General features: G+C 42.2%; 22 protein-coding genes and 2 pseudogenes. 12 read left to right on the forward strand and 12 right to left on the reverse strand.

The genetic code is table 11. From position 1 onward, the window contains the following. Positions 1 to 147: 147 nt before the first annotated feature. On the reverse strand, positions 148 to 615 hold the full coding sequence (locus tag DW173_RS07980) for a DUF3408 domain-containing protein (RefSeq protein ID WP_004312623.1): 468 nt from the start codon (positions 613 to 615) through the stop codon (positions 148 to 150). Positions 616 to 875: 260 nt separating this feature from the next. Further along, positions 876 to 1,112, reverse strand: coding sequence for a hypothetical protein (locus DW173_RS07985; protein ID WP_005822095.1), 237 nt, complete (start codon positions 1,110 to 1,112; stop codon positions 876 to 878). Between the two features lie 65 nt (positions 1,113 to 1,177). On the opposite strand from DW173_RS07985, the gene DW173_RS07990 reads away from it, so the two are divergent. Together DW173_RS07990 and DW173_RS07995 are read left to right on the forward strand one after the other, a co-directional pair. Further along, positions 1,178 to 1,489, forward strand: a complete 312-nt coding sequence (locus DW173_RS07990; RefSeq protein ID WP_004312622.1) for a helix-turn-helix domain-containing protein — start codon at positions 1,178 to 1,180, stop codon at positions 1,487 to 1,489. 46 nt (positions 1,490 to 1,535) lie between these two features. Then, positions 1,536 to 1,841: a helix-turn-helix domain-containing protein gene (locus DW173_RS07995; protein WP_005822096.1), complete on the forward strand. Its 306-nt coding sequence runs from the start codon at positions 1,536 to 1,538 to the stop codon at positions 1,839 to 1,841. 140 nt (positions 1,842 to 1,981) lie between these two features. Here DW173_RS07995 and DW173_RS23950 read toward each other — a convergent pair whose 3' ends face one another. Genes DW173_RS23950 through DW173_RS08015 form a run of 4 tightly spaced genes read right to left on the reverse strand, consistent with a single transcriptional unit; the run spans position 1,982 to position 5,039 of the window. Continuing rightward, on the reverse strand, positions 1,982 to 2,128 hold the full coding sequence (locus DW173_RS23950; RefSeq protein WP_008770397.1) for a hypothetical protein: 147 nt from the start codon (positions 2,126 to 2,128) through the stop codon (positions 1,982 to 1,984). Positions 2,129 to 2,131: 3 nt separating this feature from the next. Continuing rightward, the gene (locus DW173_RS08005) at positions 2,132 to 2,554 is read right to left on the reverse strand and encodes a hypothetical protein (protein WP_004313907.1); all 423 of its coding nucleotides are present in this window, start codon (positions 2,552 to 2,554) and stop codon (positions 2,132 to 2,134) included. Positions 2,555 to 2,575: 21 nt separating this feature from the next. Further along, positions 2,576 to 3,796 (reverse strand): site-specific integrase, encoded by a 1,221-nt coding sequence (locus DW173_RS08010; protein WP_004313906.1) that lies wholly within the window; start codon positions 3,794 to 3,796, stop codon positions 2,576 to 2,578. Positions 3,797 to 3,809: 13 nt separating this feature from the next. Continuing rightward, positions 3,810 to 5,039: a site-specific integrase gene (locus DW173_RS08015; RefSeq protein WP_004313905.1), complete on the reverse strand. Its 1,230-nt coding sequence runs from the start codon at positions 5,037 to 5,039 to the stop codon at positions 3,810 to 3,812. Between the two features lie 285 nt (positions 5,040 to 5,324). Between DW173_RS08015 and DW173_RS24395 the strand changes: the two are divergent. Continuing rightward, a pseudogene (locus DW173_RS24395) lies at positions 5,325 to 5,501 on the forward strand (tyrosine-type recombinase/integrase); the annotation flags it as partial. A gap of 65 nt (positions 5,502 to 5,566) precedes the next feature. On the opposite strand, the gene DW173_RS08025 reads toward DW173_RS24395, so the two are convergent. After that, a complete protein-coding gene (locus DW173_RS08025; RefSeq protein WP_004304892.1) occupies positions 5,567 to 5,938 on the reverse strand; it encodes a DMT family protein in 372 nt (123 codons plus the stop codon). Positions 5,939 to 5,953: 15 nt separating this feature from the next. Beyond that, the gene (locus DW173_RS08030) at positions 5,954 to 6,700 is read right to left on the reverse strand and encodes an ATP-binding protein (RefSeq protein WP_120144238.1); all 747 of its coding nucleotides are present in this window, start codon (positions 6,698 to 6,700) and stop codon (positions 5,954 to 5,956) included. A gap of 183 nt (positions 6,701 to 6,883) precedes the next feature. Here DW173_RS08030 and DW173_RS08035 point away from each other — a divergent pair, with 183 nt between their 5' ends. From DW173_RS08035 to DW173_RS08050, 4 genes are all read left to right on the forward strand, one after another. Continuing rightward, positions 6,884 to 8,305, forward strand: a complete 1,422-nt coding sequence (locus tag DW173_RS08035; RefSeq protein ID WP_087323495.1) for a tetratricopeptide repeat protein — start codon at positions 6,884 to 6,886, stop codon at positions 8,303 to 8,305. Between the two features lie 17 nt (positions 8,306 to 8,322). Further along, positions 8,323 to 8,793, forward strand: a complete 471-nt coding sequence (locus DW173_RS08040; protein WP_117811626.1) for an NfeD family protein — start codon at positions 8,323 to 8,325, stop codon at positions 8,791 to 8,793. A gap of 22 nt (positions 8,794 to 8,815) precedes the next feature. Further along, positions 8,816 to 9,817: a flotillin-like protein FloA gene (floA, locus tag DW173_RS08045; RefSeq protein ID WP_004316484.1), complete on the forward strand. Its 1,002-nt coding sequence runs from the start codon at positions 8,816 to 8,818 to the stop codon at positions 9,815 to 9,817. A 158-nt stretch (positions 9,818 to 9,975) separates the two neighbouring features. Further along, positions 9,976 to 10,854: a nucleoside phosphorylase gene (locus DW173_RS08050; RefSeq protein ID WP_120144240.1), complete on the forward strand. Its 879-nt coding sequence runs from the start codon at positions 9,976 to 9,978 to the stop codon at positions 10,852 to 10,854. Positions 10,855 to 11,138: 284 nt separating this feature from the next. Here the strand turns inward: DW173_RS08050 and DW173_RS08055 are convergent, their stop codons facing one another. Both DW173_RS08055 and DW173_RS24110 read right to left on the reverse strand, forming a co-directional pair. Further along, positions 11,139 to 11,798 carry an NAD(P)-dependent oxidoreductase gene (locus tag DW173_RS08055; protein WP_004316487.1) on the reverse strand — a complete coding sequence of 220 codons (660 nt, stop codon included), beginning with the start codon at positions 11,796 to 11,798 and terminating at the stop codon, positions 11,139 to 11,141. An 82-nt stretch (positions 11,799 to 11,880) separates the two neighbouring features. Next, a pseudogene (locus tag DW173_RS24110) lies at positions 11,881 to 12,138 on the reverse strand (response regulator); the annotation flags it as partial. A gap of 284 nt (positions 12,139 to 12,422) precedes the next feature. Between DW173_RS24110 and mnmE the strand changes: the two are divergent. Together mnmE and DW173_RS08070 are read left to right on the forward strand one after the other, a co-directional pair. Continuing rightward, positions 12,423 to 13,820 carry a tRNA uridine-5-carboxymethylaminomethyl(34) synthesis GTPase MnmE gene (gene mnmE, locus DW173_RS08065; RefSeq protein WP_074708038.1) on the forward strand — a complete coding sequence of 466 codons (1,398 nt, stop codon included), beginning with the start codon at positions 12,423 to 12,425 and terminating at the stop codon, positions 13,818 to 13,820. A gap of 61 nt (positions 13,821 to 13,881) precedes the next feature. Further along, positions 13,882 to 14,685: a TrmH family RNA methyltransferase gene (locus tag DW173_RS08070; RefSeq protein WP_120144242.1), complete on the forward strand. Its 804-nt coding sequence runs from the start codon at positions 13,882 to 13,884 to the stop codon at positions 14,683 to 14,685. Positions 14,686 to 14,726: 41 nt separating this feature from the next. Here DW173_RS08070 and DW173_RS08075 read toward each other — a convergent pair whose 3' ends face one another. Together DW173_RS08075 and DW173_RS08080 are read right to left on the reverse strand one after the other, a co-directional pair. Then, positions 14,727 to 15,203: a low molecular weight phosphatase family protein gene (locus DW173_RS08075; RefSeq protein ID WP_120144243.1), complete on the reverse strand. Its 477-nt coding sequence runs from the start codon at positions 15,201 to 15,203 to the stop codon at positions 14,727 to 14,729. Positions 15,204 to 15,223: 20 nt separating this feature from the next. After that, positions 15,224 to 16,264, reverse strand: a complete 1,041-nt coding sequence (locus tag DW173_RS08080; RefSeq protein WP_369904593.1) for an alcohol dehydrogenase — start codon at positions 16,262 to 16,264, stop codon at positions 15,224 to 15,226. 249 nt (positions 16,265 to 16,513) lie between these two features. Here DW173_RS08080 and DW173_RS08085 point away from each other — a divergent pair, with 249 nt between their 5' ends. From DW173_RS08085 to xerA, 3 genes are all read left to right on the forward strand, one after another. Further along, on the forward strand, positions 16,514 to 19,291 hold the full coding sequence (locus DW173_RS08085; RefSeq protein WP_120144246.1) for an AAA domain-containing protein: 2,778 nt from the start codon (positions 16,514 to 16,516) through the stop codon (positions 19,289 to 19,291). A 243-nt stretch (positions 19,292 to 19,534) separates the two neighbouring features. Next, the gene (locus DW173_RS08090; protein ID WP_004304868.1) at positions 19,535 to 21,040 is read left to right on the forward strand and encodes a type I restriction-modification system subunit M; all 1,506 of its coding nucleotides are present in this window, start codon (positions 19,535 to 19,537) and stop codon (positions 21,038 to 21,040) included. A 48-nt stretch (positions 21,041 to 21,088) separates the two neighbouring features. Beyond that, positions 21,089 to 22,081: a site-specific tyrosine recombinase/integron integrase gene (gene xerA, locus DW173_RS08095; RefSeq protein WP_004304867.1), complete on the forward strand. Its 993-nt coding sequence runs from the start codon at positions 21,089 to 21,091 to the stop codon at positions 22,079 to 22,081. Positions 22,082 to 22,194: the final 113 nt, after the last annotated feature.

The following is a 22,194-nucleotide window of genomic DNA, read 5'->3' on the forward strand; positions in this document are numbered from 1 at the left end:
GGTAACTGAAAATATATCTTGCTATGTCTTTGAAGACATAACAATCCTCCGCTTGTCGGATTGTTTTCCGAGTGTAATCACTCATCTTGGGTATCGGTTAAGCCGATGAAGTGTATTCACCAGCCTAACCGACTTTCTGTAATCCCGTCAGAGCTTGCGCCACTGCTCGATGTCGTTCCGATAGGTGTCGAGGTGCAGGCGGACGAGGTTTTCAATCAGCCCCGATGCGCTCATACCCTTTCCTCCGAGGAAGCGGACAACCCTGTCCAGTTCGTCACGCACCGTCTCGCTGACAAACACGGGCTTGCGGTTGATAATCTTGGGGACTTGGAGATAGGTGGCGCGGTACTCCTCCAGCGACAGCCTGCGCTGCTTGCTGCTGACACGCTTCTGCGGCATTGCTGTTTCCCCGACCGCCTCACTTGACGGTTCATCCGCCATAGCGGTCTCCGTTTCTTCCGTGACGGTCTTGCCGGGCTGTTCCGGCTCATCCGGCTCCAGGCCGATACGCCTGTAGATGTCATTCATCGACTTGGGAGTGTAGGATTCCCTGCGTCCCATCTTTTCCACGATTTCACGAGCCTGCTGCTCTGTAATGCTTGGTTCTCTCTTCATTGTAAAAAACAAATTGATTAAGTTATTAACTGTGGTCTTGGTAAGCACCTCGACCGATTATCGGGAGCAAAGTAAGATGCTTCAGTGCAGTCTGTCAAGCACTTGGGTTCTCTTAGGCAATTTTGTATGGTTTTGCTTTATGGTGATAGAAATAACGGTGCAGACTTCACCGTTTTGCCGGATGTATATAACCGAAAGGGAAAAAGGTTTAGTTACGGGTGATTTTGAATTAAGCTCTTATTTGGGCTGTGGTGTCCTTATTAAATATAGGAATTAAGGGCTAAGGACTGGGCGGATTGGGCAATCGGTGAACCATGCCTGTGCCAACCTCTACCACCCTGTGCCACTTGCTGCCAGACCAAATTGAATCCATTGCCGGATGCCGGATTATGTATTTCTTTGCGGGAGAAGGAATGATAGCCGCCAAAGGAAAAGTCGGTATCACGGACAATGACTACCGTATCAGCGCAACATGCTACCACTTCCGGGAAACCCATTGTCAAGTAACGGATTATACATTCCTTTGCGGCATAAGAAACAGTAACAACTAAAAAAAGACAATATGGAAATCGTATCAATCGAAAGAAAGACCTTTGAGGAGCTGGTCGCCAAGTTCGACCGCTTCGTCTGCCGTATGGATGCCATCTGCCATCGGCACGGCGAAAAGAAAATGAGCGAGTGGATGGATAATCAGGACGTATGCCGGATGCTCAATATCAGCCCACGAACCTTGCAGACGCTTCGGGACAATGGGACTTTGGCATACAGCCAAATCAACCACAAGACCTATTACCGTCCCGAAGATGTGCAACGTATCGTCTCCATCGTGGAGGACAGACGGAAGGAAGCAAAGTTCAAAGGCAGGACAATCTGATAACCGAATAGAGTAATGACAATAATTCCACTAAATCCAGAGTAATATGAACGAACTGATTAACAAAGACAACGAGTGGATAATCCACTTCATGGGCAGTCTTGACCGTCTGCTGGACAACGTAGAGCATCTGACTGCCAGCTACCGCCCGACACTGAACGGGGAGCGTTTCTTCACGGACAAGGAGGTGTCGGCACGGTTGAAAGTGAGCCGCCGAACACTTCAGGATTACCGCAACGAAGGGCGGATAGCCTACATTCAGTTGGGCGGCAAAATCCTCTACCGAGAGTCCGACATCGAAAGGATGCTGACTGACAGCTACCGTACCGCCTACCGACAGACGGCTATCTGATTTTCTTGAAAGAGCGCAGTTTGCCGTCTGCCCTATGTTTGCGACAGCAATGGTACAATAAAAAAGGAACGGCTTACGGATGAAGCATCAATGTTTAGCTTCGTCTGTAAGCCGTTCCTTCTCTTTCTTCTGATTTCCCGTCAGTCGCTTGTTTCCGTTGCCGGATGCCCAAAATGCGTGTGGTTGGCAGGGGCAAGGTTTTCGGGCTGAATACGCTCAACCCCGTTGAGGAAGATTCTGCCCGAAACGGCTATGCCGCCCGACCTTGCCAATGCTGTCAGAGCCACACGCTACCTTTGCATCCGTGCATCGGGAACAGGTGGCTGACGGGAAGAACCTCGACTATACCATAGGTTGCCATTCTTACCATAGGAAACAAACAATGTAACCGGGATTCCTTTCTTGGTGGTGCAGATTTCATTTATTACGAACCGCCTGAACAAAAGGGTCTCTTTGCTACATATTCTGAAAGCGATGGCTATAATCATTTCAAAATTATACACATCATAACTGATGCCGTCAGTTTGCTTGATATACTTCATCGTATCAGTTTCGTTCAACTCTTTGTTCTTGTAAATTGCCTGTATCATCTTGCGGATATTGCAAGAGAACACCCCGAACAGGTCGGCTATCTCGAACTGGGTCATCCACACTGGGGCTGTCGGTACGGTGACCGCTCCCATTTTACTGATTGTTATTATTTCTCTGCTCATAATCCCTTTATTTTATGATGATTATATACTGTTTTCTTTCTTTTCGCCAGCCGATATTTTCTTTCTTCGCTCCATCAGTTTGTCCATGTCTTTGGAGATTTTATCATCGGTTATCCGTGCATACCCCTGAGTAGTTCTGATGTTGGAATGTCCCATCATCTTGGCGATGCTCTCAATCGGTATATCCGCTGAAATCAGGAAAGTTCCGAAGCTGTGCCGACTTTGGTGATAGCTCAGATTTTCCTCCTTGCCTATGGCAACACCCATCTCGTGGATGTCAAACCAAAGTGAATCACGGCTTGGGAGAGGAAACACGGGCTTCTCATCATCGGTTGTGTTGTACAACGACAATATCTGTTCCGCTATGGGATGTAAGGGTATGAAAGCCTCCACCTTTGTCTTCTTGCGGTTGATGCGGATATACCGTCTGCCCTCCGCATTCGTCCCGATATGATGGGGATGAAGAAGTTTGATGTCCACATACGCCAGTCCCGTCAGGGTCGAGAAGATGAAAGCCCGTCTTGCCAGTTCCATACGCTTGTCATACATCGGGGTGGAAAGTATCTTTTTGAACTCATCGCGGCTGATGTACCTGTGCCTTGCCTCCGGCTTCGGTTCATACTCCAAGTCCTCGCAGGGGTTCACACGGATAATCTCCTTATCGACTGCCAAATACAATAAACGATTAAGCCAGCACATACATTTGTTGGTTTGGGAAGAGCTGAAATTCTTGCACTTCTTCAGGAAAGCTTTATAGGACTTGCCAAAATCCTCCGTCACTTCTTCAAGAGGAATTTCCTTTTTCCCGATTGACGCTATAAAGTCCGTCAGGTATTTCTGATAATACATGGAGTGACGGTAGGAAGAAGTGGAATCTATTTCCTCGGAATGTTTCTTCAACCGCTCCCGTTCCCATTCACCCATTTGCAATAAGGTAGTCGGATGGATATTATTCAGGGAAATATGGTTCTTCAACATTTCCGCACTGACCACTCCTTGCGATTTAAGTATCTCGGTATAGGCTTCCTCAGTCAGACGCAGGTATTCCCGTAAGCGGTTGTTCTCCCTGACGGTCTTTATCTCATTCTTCCTGCCGTTCCAGTCTTCGGGGCGGCAATAGATACCTGTGCTTATGGCGGTCTGCTTGCCGTCAATGGTTATACGGCAGAGTACGGCGGTCGTACCGTCAGCCCTCACCTTGCTGCGGTTAATATATGGCAATAATGAAAATGTGCTTCGCATATTGTTGTTGGATTTATAGGGTTAGTTTGAAATCTTGTGTCGCCTCTATGAACTTGTCCATATCCTCGAAGAGTTTTTTCGGACTGACACGGGCATATACTTGAGTGGTGGAAATGTCGGAATGTCCCAGCATCCGGCTGATGGTCTCAATCGGCACACCCGCTTCGAGCGTTATCAGCGAGGCGAAACTATGCCTCGCCTGATGATAGCACAAATCATCCTTGATGCCAGCCAATGCCGCCAACGCCTTCATGTGTCTTCTAAGATTAGGCCAGCGTAGTAAAGGGAACAATGTGTCCCTGTCCTCACTGTGATACTTTTCAATCAGTGCAATCGCTTCGGGAAGCAACTTCACGCTTGCCCGATGTTCGTTCTTCTTCCTGCGGTATTTCAGCCACAACGCTCCGTTATCGTCCGTGTACAAGTTCTCATCGGTAATGGATATCACATCCGCATACGAGACCCCGGTATAACACCCGAAGAGAAACATATCCCTTGCCAGTATGTGAGATTTACGATGCGGTTCAATTTCCACATCACGGATTTTCTCGAACGATTCACGGCTCAATGCCCGTGGGGTTTTATCCGACTGCTTGGGCAGGGTGAAATGCTGGAAATGGATTTTGTCTGCATAGCCTTCCTTATAAGCCAGACGGCATATTTTTTTCAGTATGGCAAGGTGATGTCGGACAGTATCTATTGCATAACCCTTATTCTCCATAGCGAAAACCTGATAGTCATGGATGAACTGTTCCGTAAGCTGCCCAAATGCTAAATCCTTGACCTTGTACTGATGCCCAATGAACTCACCAAGTGTCAGACGCATATAATGATAAGTCGAGTAAGAAGTTTTCGCACGGTCAATACCAATACGGGCTTTGAGGTCGTCACAGACAACATCAGTCATTCGCATGAGTGTCATCTGCGTTTCCATACTTCCTTGAAAATGATTCTTCACATCGGTGGCATCGAAATCCATTTTACGGCTCACAAGGTTGTCAAAGGCGTTGTTTACCGCCAACAACAGTTTCTCAATCTTGGTGTTGGTTTCCACCGCCTCCTTGCTCTTGCCATTCAGACGGCTTTCACAGGGATTCCACAGTTCGGGAGGGCATGACAGCTTGCATCCGAACTGCGCCATCGTGCGGTTGACGGTAATGCGTCCCATGATGGGAGCCTTGCCCGACTTGTCCAGTCCGCTCTTTTTGAGGTAGAGCAGCACCTTGAATTTTTCTACTTTCATACGCTTATATTTTTAAGTGCAAATTTACTTGCCATATAAGCGTCCCTTGATGCGCAAAACACTGTGTATTAACGCAAACAAAACGGTGGGGATTTCTTTTCATCGCTTTCCGTTACCTGTTCCCGTTTCGGTAACTGCCCGGCTAACGGTTTGGTAACTGAACAACCTCAATATTCCGTTGTCGTTTGCATTTTTTCAACTTCGCAAAATACCGAAATATCGCTTATTCCTAACGGTTTACGTTTAATCTATACCTGTTCGCTGTTGCTTGCTTTGCCGTGTATATTCCACATTGCGCGCCACAGTTTCGCCACACGTTGCATTGAAAGCAATTGCGACTACAAAACTGTAAGTGTAATACTTGGACATTCAGATATCACTACTACATTAAATCTCTATGTTCATCCAAACATGGAACAGAAGAAGCGATGCATTGATAAGGTTTTTAAATCTATCAAGTAATACGAAAATAGGATAAGTCTAACAAAGTATAGCACTTATCCTATAATCTTATATTCCTTAAAAATTTATTTCATAAACACGAAATACACCGCCGCAATCAAACAAACGAACGCCGCCAAATGATTCCAATGTAACGCTTCACCTTTAAAGAAGATAGTAGTGAACACTGTAAAAATAACAAGTGTTATCACCTCTTGGATGACTTTCAGTTGCATCAACGAAAACGGGCCTCCATTGCCTATAAAGCCGATGCGATTAGCCGGTATCTGACAGGAATATTCAAAAAAAGCGATTGCCCAGCTAAACGCAATCACACCGATCAGCGGAAGAGCAGCGAACCAGCTGTACTCCTGTTTCATCTTTAAATGTCCGTACCAAGCGAATGTCATAAAGACATTGGATACGATCAGCAACAAAATGGTATAGAATCCTTTCATAATAACCTATTCAAATTAATCTATTTTATCTGGTAATAATTCTTCCTGTACATTAGTCATACTGCCCCAAAGGCTATAACGAGCTTCTGGATTCATCGCTTCCAGTTGTCGCAAAACACCTTTCATATCACTGCGGCTGGACTGCGATTCATAAGGACAATTCTTCACTTGTTTCTGATAATGGCGCAAAGCCGCCAATTCTACCAAATCGGCTTCGTGAACCAGACACATCGGACGGATAATTGTCATATCAAACTTCTTCATCACCAACCGGGGCGGCATTGTACTGAATGCTCCCTGATAAGTGATATTCATCAATAAAGTTTCCAGAATATCATCCATGTGGTGACCAAGAGCGATTTTATTGCATCCGTGCTCCTTGGCAACAGTGAACAAGGCTTTCCGGCGGTTCCATGAGCAGAGGAAGCAGGGAGATTTACGTGTATCGGTAGCAGGATCAAAGACAGTCTCATACTGTACAAAGGGAACTCCATACGCTTCACAGTGCGCTTTCAAATATTCTGTATCGCTCTGATAAGGAATATTCTTCATCACTACATGAACGGCAACGACAGAAAAACGAGGCTTATAGATACGTGCGCGTTTACCCAACAGTTCAACAAGCGCCAACGAATCTTTTCCTCCTGACAGTCCGATAAGGATTTTGTCTCCTTCTTCTATCAATCCATATTGCACCACTCCTTTGCTAAACCGCCGTTCAATGCGGCGAATGGCTTTCTCTTCTTCCGTAAATTGTGTCATATCTTTGAAAATCGGCTGCAAAAGTAAGCGAAAAGAATGATTTAAAGAAGAATTAACATAATAGAATCACTGAAAAAGGGTTTATTTCTAATAAATTTGTACTTTTGAACAATTGATAAATGGACCGGTGCCCGAAAGCAGCAATGTTTTCAATCTACCCGTCACTCATAAACGCTCAAAACGATGAAAAGAAAATATATTCTATTTTTAATTTGCAGCCTCTTCCTTTGCGAAGTATCTGCACAAACACTGGAACAGGCACGCACCTTATTCACTAAGGGTGATTATGAAAAAGCCAAGCCTGTCTTCAAAAAGTATGCTAAATCACAACCGTCGAACGGGAATTATAACTATTGGTATGGCGTATGTTGCCTGAAAACCGGAGAAGCGGAAGAAGCCGTGAAACCTCTTGAGATAGCAGTGAAGAAACGTGTTACCAGTGGACAACTCTATCTGGGACAAGCATATAATGAAACGTATCGTTTCGAAGATGCTGTAAACTGTTTTGAGGAATATATCGCAGATTTAAGTAAACGCAAGAAATCGACGGAAGAAGCGGAGAAACTTCTGGAAAAGAGCAAAGCTGACCTCCGGATGTTGAAGGGAGTGGAAGATGTATGTATCATTGACAGCTTCGTTGTAGACAAAGCGACTTTCCTCCATGCATACAAGATTAGTGAAGAATCGGGTAAATTGTTTACCTTCAATGATTTTTTCAAGACAGAAGGAGATCATCCGGGAACTGTCTATGAAACAGAAATTGGAAATAAAATCTATTATAGCGAAAAGGGCGAGAACGGTAATCTTGACATCTTCTCAAAAAACAAATTGCTGAATGAATGGAGTGACGGACGCCCGTTACCGGGTAGCATCAACGCTTCCGGAAACGCAAATTATCCGTTCGTTCTATCGGACGGGGTCACCGTTTACTATGCCAGCGATGGTGAAGGACTGGGTGGCTACGACATCTTTGTCACCCGTTACAACACGAATACCGACACTTATCTTGTTCCGGACAACGTAGGTATGCCGTTCAATTCGCCGTACAATGATTATATGTACGTCATTGATGAATACAACAACCTCGGATGGTTTGCTTCCGACCGTTTCCAACCCGAAGGAAAGGTATGCATTTATGTATTCATTCCTAATACTTCCAAGCAGACTTATAATTATGAGGCAATGGAACAGCAACAGATTATTCGCCTGGCACAGATTCATTCACTGAAAGAAACCTGGAAAGACAAACAAGCTGTAACCGAAGCATTGCAACGTCTGGAAGCTGCCATCAGTCATAAGCCAAAAGAACGTCGTGCGATGGACTTTGAATTTGTCATTGACGATCATACGACTTACTATCTGATGAGCGACTTTAAATCCGCAAAAGCAAAGTCACTTTTCCAGCGTTACCAGCAGATGGAGAAAGACTATTATCAGCAAGAAGAAAAGCTGAATAGCCTGCGTCAACAATATGCCGGTGCCAACCAACAGGGTAAAGAGAAAATGGCTCCTGCCATCCTCGACCTCGAAAAGCGGGTATTGCAAATGTCCGAAGAACTGGATACTCTTGAAGTGAATGTACGTAATGCAGAAAAAACAAAATAAATTAATAACTCTGAACTATGGATATACTCATTATCGCCGTTCTCATTATTGCCGCAGTCATACTGTTTCTGGTAGAACTGTTCGTCATCCCGGGCATTAGCCTGGCCGGAATTTCTGCATTGGTTTGTATTCTTTATGCCAACTACTATGCATTTGCCAATTTAGGTATGGCAGGAGGATTTATCACTCTTGGCATATCGGCGATTGCCTGCATCGGATCACTGATCTGGTTTATGCGATCGAAGATGCTGGACAAACTGGCATTGAAAAAGGATATTGATTCGAAAGTAGACCGTAGCGCAGAAGACAGCGTTAAAGTGGGTGATACAGGAATCAGCACCACACGTCTGGCACAAATCGGTTATGCCGAGATAAACGAAAAAATTGTGGAAGTAAAGTCAATAGACGGATTCCTCAATGAAAAGACTCCGATTATTGTAAGCCGTATCACCGACGGTACAATCATGGTTGAAAAACACAAAGAATAATATTCACTTAATAATAACATCAATGGAATCATCTTTCTACTTGCCTATCTTTCTGATAGCTGGAGGTATTATCTTCTTGATAATATTTTTCCATTACGTGCCGTTCTTCCTCTGGTTGTCGGCAAAAGTGTCGGGAGTTAACATCTCGCTGATACAACTATTTTTAATGCGTATACGTAACGTTCCGCCGTACATCATCGTGCCGGGAATGATCGAGGCTCACAAAGCCGGTCTGAAAAACATTACCCGTGATGAACTGGAAGCCCATTATCTGGCTGGCGGACATGTAGAAAAGGTGGTTCACGCCTTGGTATCCGCATCGAAAGCGAATATCGAATTACCTTTCCAGATGGCTACCGCTATCGACCTTGCAGGACGTGACGTATTCGAAGCTGTACAGATGTCTGTAAACCCGAAAGTGATCGACACGCCTCCTGTTACGGCTGTTGCAAAAGACGGTATTCAGCTGATAGCCAAAGCACGTGTTACGGTACGTGCCAACATTCGTCAGTTGGTCGGTGGTGCAGGTGAAGATACGATCCTTGCCCGTGTAGGCGAAGGTATCGTTTCATCTATCGGTTCTTCTGAAAACCATAAATCGGTCCTTGAGAATCCGGATTCGATCTCTAAACTTGTACTTCGTAAAGGTTTGGACGCAGGAACGGCTTTCGAGATCTTATCTATTGATATTGCGGACATCGATATAGGTAAAAATATCGGTGCGGCTCTGCAAATTGACCAGGCTAACGCAGATAAGAACATCGCACAGGCAAAAGCCGAAGAGCGTCGTGCCATGGCAGTTGCTTCCGAACAGGAAATGAAAGCAAAAGCACAGGAAGCCCGTGCCAAAGTGATCGAAGCAGAAGCTGAAGTTCCTAAAGCGATGGCTGAAGCTTTCCGCAGCGGCAACTTAGGCATCATGGATTATTATCGCATGAAGAATATTGAAGCTGATACCTCCATGCGCGAGAATATCGCCAAGCCGGCAACGGGCAATGCAGGCAATCAGCCATTGAGCAAATAATCGTTCACAAACGCCGGAATCCGATTTCATTTCAGTTATAAGACGCACTCCCCTTTTCTAAAGGAAAAAGATAGTGGCTTCTTCTGAACTTAAATCTGGTTCCGGCGTTTCTATTTATAGATACAAATCCTATTATAAAACTAAAACCCTTCAATAACATGAAAAAGTACTTTCCATCCTCTGAATTGATTATCAATGAAGACGGTTCAGTATTCCATCTTCACGTAAAGCCCGAATGGTTGGCAGACAAAGTAATTCTGGTAGGTGACCCCGGACGTGTAGCACTCGTAGCTTCTCATTTCGAAAACAAAGAATGTGAAGTGGAAAACCGCGAATTCAAAACCATCACAGGTACTTATAAAGGTAAACGGATTACAGTGGTTTCTACAGGAATCGGCTGCGATAATATCGACATCGTAATGAATGAACTGGATGCACTCGCCAATATAGATTTTAATACCCGCGAAGAAAAGGATCAGTTCCGCCAGCTGGAATTAGTACGCATCGGTACATGTGGCGGCTTACAGCCCAACACTCCTGTCGGAACATTTGTGTGTTCGCAGAAGTCTATCGGCTTTGACGGATTGCTGAATTTCTATGCCGGACGAAATGCTGTATGCGACTTACCTTTTGAGCGTGCGTTCCTCAATCACATGGGTTGGTCGGGAAATATGTGCGCGCCTGCTCCTTATGTCATTGATGCCAGCGAAGAACTGATTGACCGGATTGCCAAAGAGGACATGGTACGTGGAGTAACAATCGCTGCCGGAGGTTTCTTTGGTCCGCAGGGACGTGAGCTTCGTGTTCCATTGGCAGACCCGAAACAGAATGATAAGATTGAATCTTTCGAATATAAAGGCTATAAGATTACCAACTTCGAAATGGAAAGTTCGGCTTTGGCAGGACTTAGCCGGTTGATGGGGCACAAGGCTATGACCGTCTGCATGGTGATAGCCAACCGACTTATTAAAGAGGCCAATACAGGATATAAAAATACAATTGATACACTGATTAAAACTGTACTTGACAGAATATAGAGGTACACTCTTCTGAAAGAATAAAATTGTAATCGTTAGAATAGAATTATAGAGCTGCCTAACGAGTTCTAAATATTGAAATTCCCCCACGCTACAAATAGTTATAGCGTGGGGGAAATTCTTAATAAGGGACTTGTTAGACAGTCCATTTTTATCATTTAGCCTATCTTCAACATAGTATCACTATGACGCCGTGATAGTAACGCTATAATACGATTATAGTGACATTATCCGAGAAGGATAGCGTCACTTTATCACACAATTATTTTTAATCTGATTTTTTATCAATAACCAATCGTAAATCTCTCCTGATGATGTTTCGGATATTCCAATTCATCAATCATTGCGGCAGCGTAATCTTCGACAGAGATATGGCTGTTTCCTACGATGTCTACAATCATATCATCTTTTCCCAACCGATAACGTCCTGTACGCACTCCCGGACGCATATCTGCTGCCGGAGAGAAGAACACCCAGTCTATTTCTTTCTCTTTCTTCAAGAAGTTCAGATAAAACTCTCCTAAGGCTTTCACTCCCGGCAATATATTTTCGGGCACTTCGCCGGAATCCATCAAACGCAAGCCCGGAGCGATAAATAAAGAACCGGCACCACCAACCATCAGAAAACGATTGACGCCAGCCTTCTTCACTCCATCAATTATAGTCAGATAAACTTTAATGGTTTCATCGTATATATCAGGATTATTCCATCCCGGATTGAACGCACTAACAACGGCATCCGCACCTTTACAAACGTCGGCCACTTCATCAAGCACGGCTACATCGGCTTTCACCACTTTCAGATTTTCATTCTCTATCTTTATCTTTTCCGGATGACGAACTACTGCTGTAACTTCGAAACCACGATTCAAAGCCTCGTTCAGAAGAGCAGAACCAACAAAGCCACTTGCTCCGATAAGGACTATCTTTTTCACTTTCTCCATATTCAAATCTATTATAATGTTACTACTATTATAATAGTAACACTACAATATTCAGAATGTTGGTTCTCTTTTAGAAAATTAATTATCCGATGTAAGATTCTATCGTCTCTCTTAGCCTCTCCAAAGAATAGGGTTTTGAAATAACGGCGTTACATCCGGCTTGAATAGCCTGTTGCTGTTCGGTATAGAAAGCATACGCAGTCACTGCAATAATAGGCACGGTCAAAGAAATCGTACGGATCTTTTCAGTAGCCTGAATACCGTCCATCACCGGCATACGAATATCCATCAGTATCAAATCCGGGCTTTCACGGATGAAACTATTGATAGCCTCCTGCCCCAATTCTGAAAAAGAGCATTTGCCCGTAATGATATCATACTCCCATAAAGCTATTTGATGAGCTGCAAGCACAGAAAGTATTTCCTGATAGTTTTCCCGTATGAGCTCGCTTTTCTCATTTGGAGAATATAAATTGATCGCTGGTTCCATAAGCATTATTGTTTTATTTTGTTTGGTGTACCACTGCACGGCAGCAAATATAAACAAATAAAGCACAAGTTGTGCTCAATTTTCTATTTTTTACTTAGAAACAATTATCTTTGCTCATCCAAAAAGAAAAAACAATGAATCAAGATACGATCTGCGCTATCGCTACCGCCCAGGGCGGTGCTATCGGAAGCATCCGCGTTTCCGGTCCGGAAGCTATTTCTATCACCGGCAGCATATTCAAGCCCGCCAAGACTGGCAAATTATTGAGTGAACAAAAACCATATACTTTGACATTCGGACGTATTTATGACGGGGACGAGATTATTGACGAAGTGCTCGTCAGTCTTTTCCGTGCTCCTCATTCATACACAGGAGAAGATAGTACGGAAATCACGTGCCATGGTTCTTCTTATATTCTTCAACAGGTGATGCAGTTGCTTATTAAGAACGGTTGCCGCATGGCCCAACCGGGAGAGTATACGCAACGTGCTTTCCTCAACGGAAAGATGGATTTAAGTCAGGCAGAGGCTGTGGCGGACTTGATCGCTTCTTCATCTGCTGCCACTCATCGTTTGGCTATGAGCCAGATGCGAGGTGGTTTCAGCAGAGAATTGACGGAGTTACGTAACAAATTGCTGAATTTCACCTCTATGATTGAACTGGAACTGGACTTCAGCGAAGAGGATGTTGAATTTGCCGATCGTTCAGCATTAAGGAAGCTAGCAGATGAAATCGAACAGGTCATTTCGCGGTTGGCTCATTCTTTTAGTGTTGGTAATGCTATTAAGAACGGGGTCCCTGTAGCTATTATCGGTGAAACGAATGCCGGAAAATCGACTTTACTGAATGTATTATTGAATGAGGACAAAGCGATTGTCAGTGATGTCCACGGGACAACGCGTGATGTGATCGAAGATACTATCAACATCGGAGGAATCACTTTTCGATTCATTGATACTGCCGGAATCCGGGAAACCAATGATACGATCGAAAGTCTCGGTATCGAACGTACTTTCCAAAAGTTAGATCAGGCAGAGATTGTCCTTTGGATGGTAGATGCCGTGAATGCTGCCTCTCAAATCGAACAGTTATCAGAGAAGATTATTCCGCGTTGTGAAGGAAAACATTTGATTGTTGTATTTAATAAGGCGGATTTGATCGAAGACAAACAGAAAGAGAATTTATTATCTTTATTAAAAGACTTCCCCAAAGAATCTACGGAATCTATTTTCATCTCGGCCAAACAACGAGAGAACACAAGTGAACTGCAAAAAATGCTTATTGATGCCGCACACTTGCCTACAGTGACACAAAATGATATTATTGTGACAAATGTAAGGCATTACGAAGCTTTAAATAAAGCTTTGGAAGCTATTCATAGAGTACAAAACGGACTTGATTCGCAGATTTCCGGGGATTTTCTTTCGCAAGACATACGAGAGTGTATCTTCTTCATTTCGGACATAGCGGGTGAGGTTACGAATGATATGGTGCTTCAGAATATCTTTCAACATTTTTGCATCGGCAAATAAAAAGCAGATGCAATCATTGGTATAATTTGATATAATAAAGTAGATAGTTGTAAGAAATCCTATGCCCATTATAGAAATACATTCCTTAACTGATCCCAGAATAGAAATATTCAGTACTCTCACTGAAGCTCAACTACGTAATCGTATCGAGTCTGATAAGGGACTGTTTATTGCAGAAAGTCCGAAAGTTATTAATGTAGCTCTAAATGCCGGTTATGAACCTTTAGCTCTTTTATGCGAGCAGAAGCATATCACTGGTGATGCTGCTGACATCATTGAACGTTGTGGTGATATACCTGTCTATACGGGTGCAAGAGAACTGCTTGCCAGATTGACCGGATATATACTCACACGCGGCGTCCTCTGTGCCATGCACCGCCCGACATCGAAAAGTGTAGAAGAAATATGTAGAGGCGCACGGCGTATCGCAGTCATTGAAGGTGTGGTAGACACTACCAACATTGGAGCTATTTTCCGTTCTGCAGCCGCTCTTGGGATAGATGCCATATTACTGACACGCAATTCTTGCGACCCGTTGAACCGACGTGCAGTCAGAGTTTCAATGGGATCTGTTTTCCTGATACCATGGGCTTGGTTGGATGGTTCTCCCAATGAATTGCATAAACTGGGATTCCGCACAGTCGCTATGGCACTTACAGAAAAATCAATCTCTATTGGTAGTCCCGTCTTAGCGACCGAACCCAAGTTAGCCATTGTGATGGGAACCGAGGGTGACGGTCTTCGAAACGAAACAATTACCGAGGCGGACTATGTGGTTCGCATCCCTATGGCAAACGGAGTAGATTCACTCAATGTAGCTGCCGCATCCGCTATCGCTTTCTGGCAACTTCGTGTTAAAGATTAATCAACTCTACCATCATCACCGGACGACACACATATATATTCCTACTCGCACCTACAATATGTATTCGCCCCACAAGAACAGCGAGGCAAGAGTTTCTCCATTAATTCACTCCGAAAAAACTCATACAATTCTTTATGCATAGCGTCATATAGTGCCACCACCCGTTCTTCCTGTTCATCATCGGCATGAATACCTCCCCGAAAAGGATCTGCAAAATTAAAAGAAACATATTTTCTCACTACCCCCTGCATTCCCTTTTGCACTTCCTCCGCTTCCGGACAAAGAGTAATAACATAATCCCATGTCTGCTGGGTATACGTAGCAACATCACAAGGCTTTCTACGTGAAAAGTCATATCCATTCTGTTCCATCACCAGGCAAACAACATCCGGGACAGAATTTCCAACCAAAACACCAGCAGTACTAATCTTCATACCTCTACCGAACGAGTTTAAAATCTCCTGCGCCATACGACTGCGACACGTATCACTATTGCTCACTATCAGTATATTCTTCATATGTGACTTCTATTTAATTTTCATTTATTTCCTGATATAGCTACTTTAATAACCCCATCCAACTTGTTTTCAAAGACACGGTAAGCCTCCTCAATCTCATTCAACGGAAATCGATGCGTAATAAGAGGAGTAGTATCAATTTTCCCTTCCTCAATCAGTTTGAGAATCTCGACACAATCACAACCATCCACTCCCCCTGTTTTAAAAATCAGGTTCTTGCCATACATATCAGGTAAAGGAAGAAGTTGCGGCTGGTCATAGAGGGCTACTATGGTGACAACAGCATTAGGACGAGCACAATCCCACGCCAAATGGAAAGAATCATCACTCCCCGCTACTTCCAAAACAACATCTGCGCCACCATGGTCACTGTTTTGAATCACAAAATCCTTGCAATTTTCAGGCTCCGTTACTAACACATCAGGATAATGCTCGCGGACAAACCGAATTCTTTCAGGAGACTTTTCGCAGACAATGATACGCTTAGGGTGCTTCAACATTGCACATAGCAAAGTACAAACTCCGGTAGGTCCGGCACCGATAATCAGAACAGTATCTTCCTCGATAATTTCCGAGATACGTGCTGCCCAAAAACCTGTTGCAAGTACATCACCGACAAACAAGGCTTGTTCATCACTCACAGTATCAGGAATACGGTTCAAACCTTGATCTGCATAAGGAACTCTGACATATTCCGCCTGACCACCATCAATTCGGCAACCTAAAGCCCAACCGCCATTAGGATCAGTACAGTTATTCACATATCCATGCTTACAGAAAAAACACTCACCGCAGAAAGTTTCGACATTCACAATCACCCTGTCACCAGGCTTCACCGAAGTGACATCAGCCCCTACTTGTTCTACCACACCTACCATCTCATGCCCGACAGTTATTCCGGGCACAGCACGCGGCACACTGCCATGTTTAATATGAAGATCACTGGTGCAGATGCTACCAAGTGTTACACGCACGATTGCATCCCGTGAATCCTTTATTTCCGGTCTCGCTTTCTCCTGTAACTCAAACTTTCCGTGTTCAATATATGTGTATGCAAGCATAATATACTCCTTGTTCATTAATATATACCTTGCAAAGATAATGATTTCATTGGCAAAACAAATCTCTTTTATCACGTTCAATACTCCCAAACCGAATCTCACTCTATATTTATAACAATATAAAGCTGAATAAAGTCATTCACTATTTTTTCTACTTCAGTTTTGATATTCTGGAAAATATTCTTACTTTTATATCCCAAATAATAAATAAAAACAACAGCACAACCTATTATATTTACACACAAGCCTATGATAGATACTTCCGAAAATCTGGTTATTATAAAAGGTCAAATCAAGACTCCCGAAATAGAAAGCTGCCAAAATCATAATGGCAACTATAAGATAGTATTCCGAAATGTTCCTAGTGCGTATACTTACAAAGAAGAAAATGTCCTTTGGCTGACTGATCCGGACAAACCGGCCCCCAATAATTATCAAATAATCAGTAAAGGGAGAACTTTATCAAACATCAAAGCCTTATCTATTTTTAAGGCCGGATCACACAGCTATTGGCACATTTGTTTTCAGAATGGTAAAGAGTATGATTACAGAGAAAAGGACTTAGAAATTATCGAATCATGCTTGGGAGAGAGTCGTTCGAAAAGTATATTCGAATATTTGAAGAAAGTTGCCGATGCGAACGAATTGAAAGCTGATGACGGAACGAAGCTATTGGCAAAACAATATGAAAAGATTCATTTCATCGCAAACAACAGAGCTATTGCTGTATATCTGAATCCTCAAAAATATAAAATGCAGACCCAGACTGCCTCAACCTTGATTTTTCCTTTCGGTTGTAATGCAAGCCAGCAAAAAGCAGTCCAGGCAGCTTTTGAGAATCAAATCAGCGTTGTGCAAGGACCTCCGGGAACCGGAAAGACACAAACGATTCTGAACATCATTGCCAATATCCTTGTGCGTGGTAAGACTGTTCAGGTAGTATCTAATAATAACTCCGCCATTGTCAATGTACTTGAGAAGTTATCCAAATACGATATGGGATTCATTGTTGCATTGCTTGGCAGCACAGCTAACAAAGAGAAATTCATCGAAACTCAAGAAGAGGAAAAACAATATCCGGAGCACTTTGAGTCATGGCATGATACGGATGCCGACCAACCTCAATTTCTCAATCAGATACATCATCAGACAGAAGAACTAAAAAGCATATTTTCCAAACAGGAATGCCTTGCCATGGCAAGACAGGAAATACAAGCTTTAAAAATAGAGTGGCAACATTATCTGCAAGAGTTCGGAACAAAAGAATTTACTCTCCAACAACGGAAAAATTCCAGCTCGGCAGACCTTCTGAATTTATGGAATGAATGTCAACAATTTGCAGAAAAAGAACAATCATCAAGTCTTCGGGGAATAGCAGCTTTTATTCAACGGTTGAAATGGTTCTTCTTTAAATTCAGGAGCAAAACGATTTGTAAAATCCCCGATAAAGGTTTCTATAAACGGGAGATGAGTTTGATTATCGCCGACTTCCAAATCTTATTCTACCAAACAAAGTATGCAGAGCTGGAAGTCGAAATAGACACATTAGAAAAGGAGCTTGCCAACAAAGATGCAGCAGAAATGGCTAGACAAATGGCCGATACATCAATGAAATTTCTAAAGAATCAGTTATTTCATACCTATGGCAATAATCATGACAAGCCCATCTTTACGCTCCCTGATCTAAAAAATAATTGGCGAGAGGTACAAAAAGAATACCCTATTATATTAAGTACTACCTTTTCATCATTAAGCAGTCTGCAACGAGATGCCGTATATGATTATATCATTATGGATGAAGCGTCACAGGTTTCCGTTGAAACCGGAGCTTTAGCCTTGTCATGTGCTAAAAATGCAATCATTGTCGGTGACACCATGCAACTTCCCAATGTGGTCACGGAAGAAAATAAGGAAACGCTAAACTTTATCGCCAATGCGTGCCTGATTAAACCGGAATATGATTGTGCCAATATGAGTTTTTTGCAATCCGTCTGCAAAGTTATTCCAAATGTACCGCAGACCTTGTTACGGGAACATTATCGATGCCATCCTCGAATCATCAACTTCTGTAATCAGAAATTTTATGGTGGAGATCTTGTCATCATGACACGTGATAAAGGAGAAGAGGATGTCATTTGTGCCATACGGACAGCCAAAGGTAACCACTCCCGCAGCCACATGAATCAACGGGAAATAGATGTTATCAAAGAAGAAGTACTACCGAATCTATCTTATGAAACAGATGAAATTGGCGTCATAGCTCCATATAACAAACAAGTAGATGCAGTAAAATCCGCACTTGAAGAGGATATTGATGTTGCAACAGTCCACAAATTTCAGGGAAGAGAAAAGGATGCTATCATTATGACCACTGTCGACGATGTCATCACTTCCTTTTCCGACGATCCCAACCTGCTCAATGTTGCTGTTTCACGGGCTAAGTCACAATTCTATTTAGTCGTATCGGGAAACGAACAACCCAAAGACTGCAATATCAGCGATTTGATCGCTTATATCGAATATAACAATGGCACTGTTTCCACCAGTAAGATTCATTCTATATTCGATTATCTATATGAGCAATATACAGATGCCCGAATAGCCTATTTGAAGAAGCACAAAAAAATATCCGAATATGATTCCGAGAATCTTACATTCGCCTTACTCGAGGATATCCTGAAAGAGAATATCAATATGCGTCATTTGAATATCATTTGTCATTTACCACTCTATATGTTGATTCAGGATTATTCTCTATTGAATGAAGAGGAAAGCAAATATGCTGCAAATATAAATACTCATATTGATTTTCTAATTTATAATCGTGTGAGTAAACAACCGGTATTGGCTATTGAAACAGATGGTTATACATTCCACAAATCGGGGACGAGTCAATCAGAACGCGATATTAAAAAGGATCATATCTTAGAGTTGTACGGAATTCCGTTGGTGAGATTGTCTACTATCGGTAGTAATGAGAAGAAAATTATTGGAGATAAGTTAAGCGAAGTATTAAACTTGCATTAGAATGTTCATTGCAAATCATTTTTTTGTTAGAATAGGAGTTTCTGCATATTCTAACAACCAAAAGAATAAATTTTACTCCAACTATAACAATTACATCAATAATAATGCCTACATTTACTTCTCATTTAAAGTACGACAGCACAATGGAAATTATTTTCTACTTTTGCATCAACCTCATTAAAAGTTTCTGAGAACTTAAAGTGAGTACATAAACATTAATCACAATGACAAAAATATAATAGTATGGCAAAGACAAATACAGCCGAATTAGGATTTGAAAAACAAATATGGAAAGCAGCTGATTTATTACGTGGCAACATGGATGCATCAGAATATAAATCAGTCGTTTTAGGACTTATTTTCCTTAAATATATATCAGACAGTTTTGAAGCAAAACATCAAGCTCTTATAAATGAAGGAGAAGGCTTTGAGGAAGACAAAGATGAATATTCCTATGAGCATATTTTCTTTGTACCCAAAGAGGCTCGTTGGTCGGTCATAGCAGAAGCAGCGCATACTCCGGAGATTGGCACTGTCATCGACAATGCCATGCGACTGATAGAGAAAGAAAATCCTCGTTTAAAAGGGATTCTTCCTAAAAACTTCGCACGACCAGAATTAGATAAACGCCGCTTAGGAGATGTCGTAGATTTATTTACAAACGTTCAAATGAAAGAACATGGGGACAGCAAAGATATACTGGGGCGTACCTATGAATATTGCCTCTCCAAATTTGCAGAAGCGGAAGGTAAGCTTGCCGGTGAATTTTTCACACCTTCATGTATTGTCCGTACATTAGTTGAAGTACTTCAGCCATATAGCGGACGCGTATACGATCCGGCTTGCGGTTCTGGTGGCATGTTTGTACAATCAGCCAAATTTATCGAACGACATCATGGAAATATCAATAACATATCAGTATTCGGTCAAGACAGCAATCCTACTACATGGAAAATGGCTCAAATGAATCTGGCGATTCGAGGCATTGAGCCTGACCTTGGAAAATTCAACGCTGACACATTTTTTGATGACCAGCATCCTACACTAAAGGCTGATTACATTCTAGCAAACCCTCCGTTTAACCTAAGTGATTGGGGAGCAAACAAACTTCAGGATGATGTACGCTGGAAATATGGTATACCTCCTGCTGGAAATGCCAACTTTGCCTGGCTTCAACACATGATTCATCATCTTTCCCCCAAAGGACGTATAGGAATGGTACTTGCCAATGGTTCTCTATCCTCGCAAACAGGCGGTGAAGGAACTATCCGCGAAAATATTATAAAGGCAGATCTAATAGAAGGTATCATAGCATTACCTTCCCAACTTTTTTATACGACAGGTATTCCAGTCTCTTTATGGTTCCTCAACCGGGCTAAAAAACAAACGAATAAAATATTGTTCGTTGATGCCCGCAACATGGGTAGCATGATTACCCGTAAACTCCGTGAATTATCCGAAGAAGATATAATGAAAATAGCGGGTACTTTTGATGCTTTCAATTCAGGAACTTTAGAAAATGAAAAAGGTTATTGTGCTGTTGTATCAATAGAGGATGTAGCCAAACAAGATTATATCCTCACCCCGGGACGGTATGTAGGAATTGCAGAAACAGAAGATGACGGAGAACCGTTTCAAGAAAAAATGGAACGTTTGACTTCTGAATTATCTGATTTATTTGCACAATCCCATGACCTCGAAGAAGAAATTCGCAAACAATTATCTAGTATAGGATTCACAATCAAATAAATATTACTATATTCTTCGATTTATTAATTAACTCAATAATAGAAGAATATGAAAGAAAATTTGATTCAAGAAATTAGCAATGCGATGACAGATGTTTTAAGTATAGAACAAATGGCTCAACTTAATGGAGTATTACTTCAAGTTATAAGTAAATACACCATTACAAAAGACGGTGAGAAAGAGCATGAAAATGCTGCTACAAACGACCGTCTGCTTGAAATCTTTTTGTCCGCAAAGCAAGTTGAAGGCTGTACTACTCCGACTATCAAATATTATAGTTCAACAGTCAAACAACTTTTCAAGACTATGCCTAAAAAAGTAGTAAACTATTCTACAGAAGATATACGAGCATACTTGGCTGTATTCCAACGCAAGCATAAGTCCAGTAAAGTGACAATAGATAATATTCGACGAATCTTTTCTTCTTTCTTTTCATGGCTTGAAGAAGAGGATTATATCATAAAGAGTCCTATACATAGAATCCATAAAGTAAAAACCGGCACACAAATCAAAGAGGTACTTACTGATGAAAACATCGAACACCTTCGCGATAACTGTACGGAAATTCGTGACCTTGCAATGATTGATCTCTTATGCTCAACTGGAATGCGTGTCGGTGAATTAGTAAAACTAAACCGAGAAGACATCAATTTTAACGAACGAGAATGCATCGTTTTTGGCAAAGGCAATAAAGAACGAATAGTATATTTCAATGCAAGAGCTAAAATACATCTGCAACAATATCTTAGCTCCCGTAAAGACAGAAACAAAGCATTATTTGTCTCTCTTGCCAAGCCACATAATCGACTGCAAATATCGGGTGTAGAGGTTCGACTACGTAAAATTGGACACTCTTCAAAAATAGCTCGTGTCCATCCTCACAAATTCCGACGAACACTTGCTACAATGGCTATAGACAAAGGAATGCCTGTAGAACAAGTACAGAAACTACTCGGTCATGTAAAAATTGATACTACCATGCATTATGCTATGGTTAATCAAAATAACGTAAAACTATCTCATCGTAAATACATTAATTAAAATGCGGATAAGATACAATACATATAACAATAAGAATCATCTGTTTTACAAAAACAGGCAGATAAATGATAATTTAGAGCAGCAGGCACAGGCGTTGTTCAAGTCGTGGTTCG

This window comes from Bacteroides sp. AM16-13 (genome assembly GCF_003602705.1).
GTDB classification, from domain to species: domain Bacteria; phylum Bacteroidota; class Bacteroidia; order Bacteroidales; family Bacteroidaceae; genus Bacteroides; species Bacteroides xylanisolvens.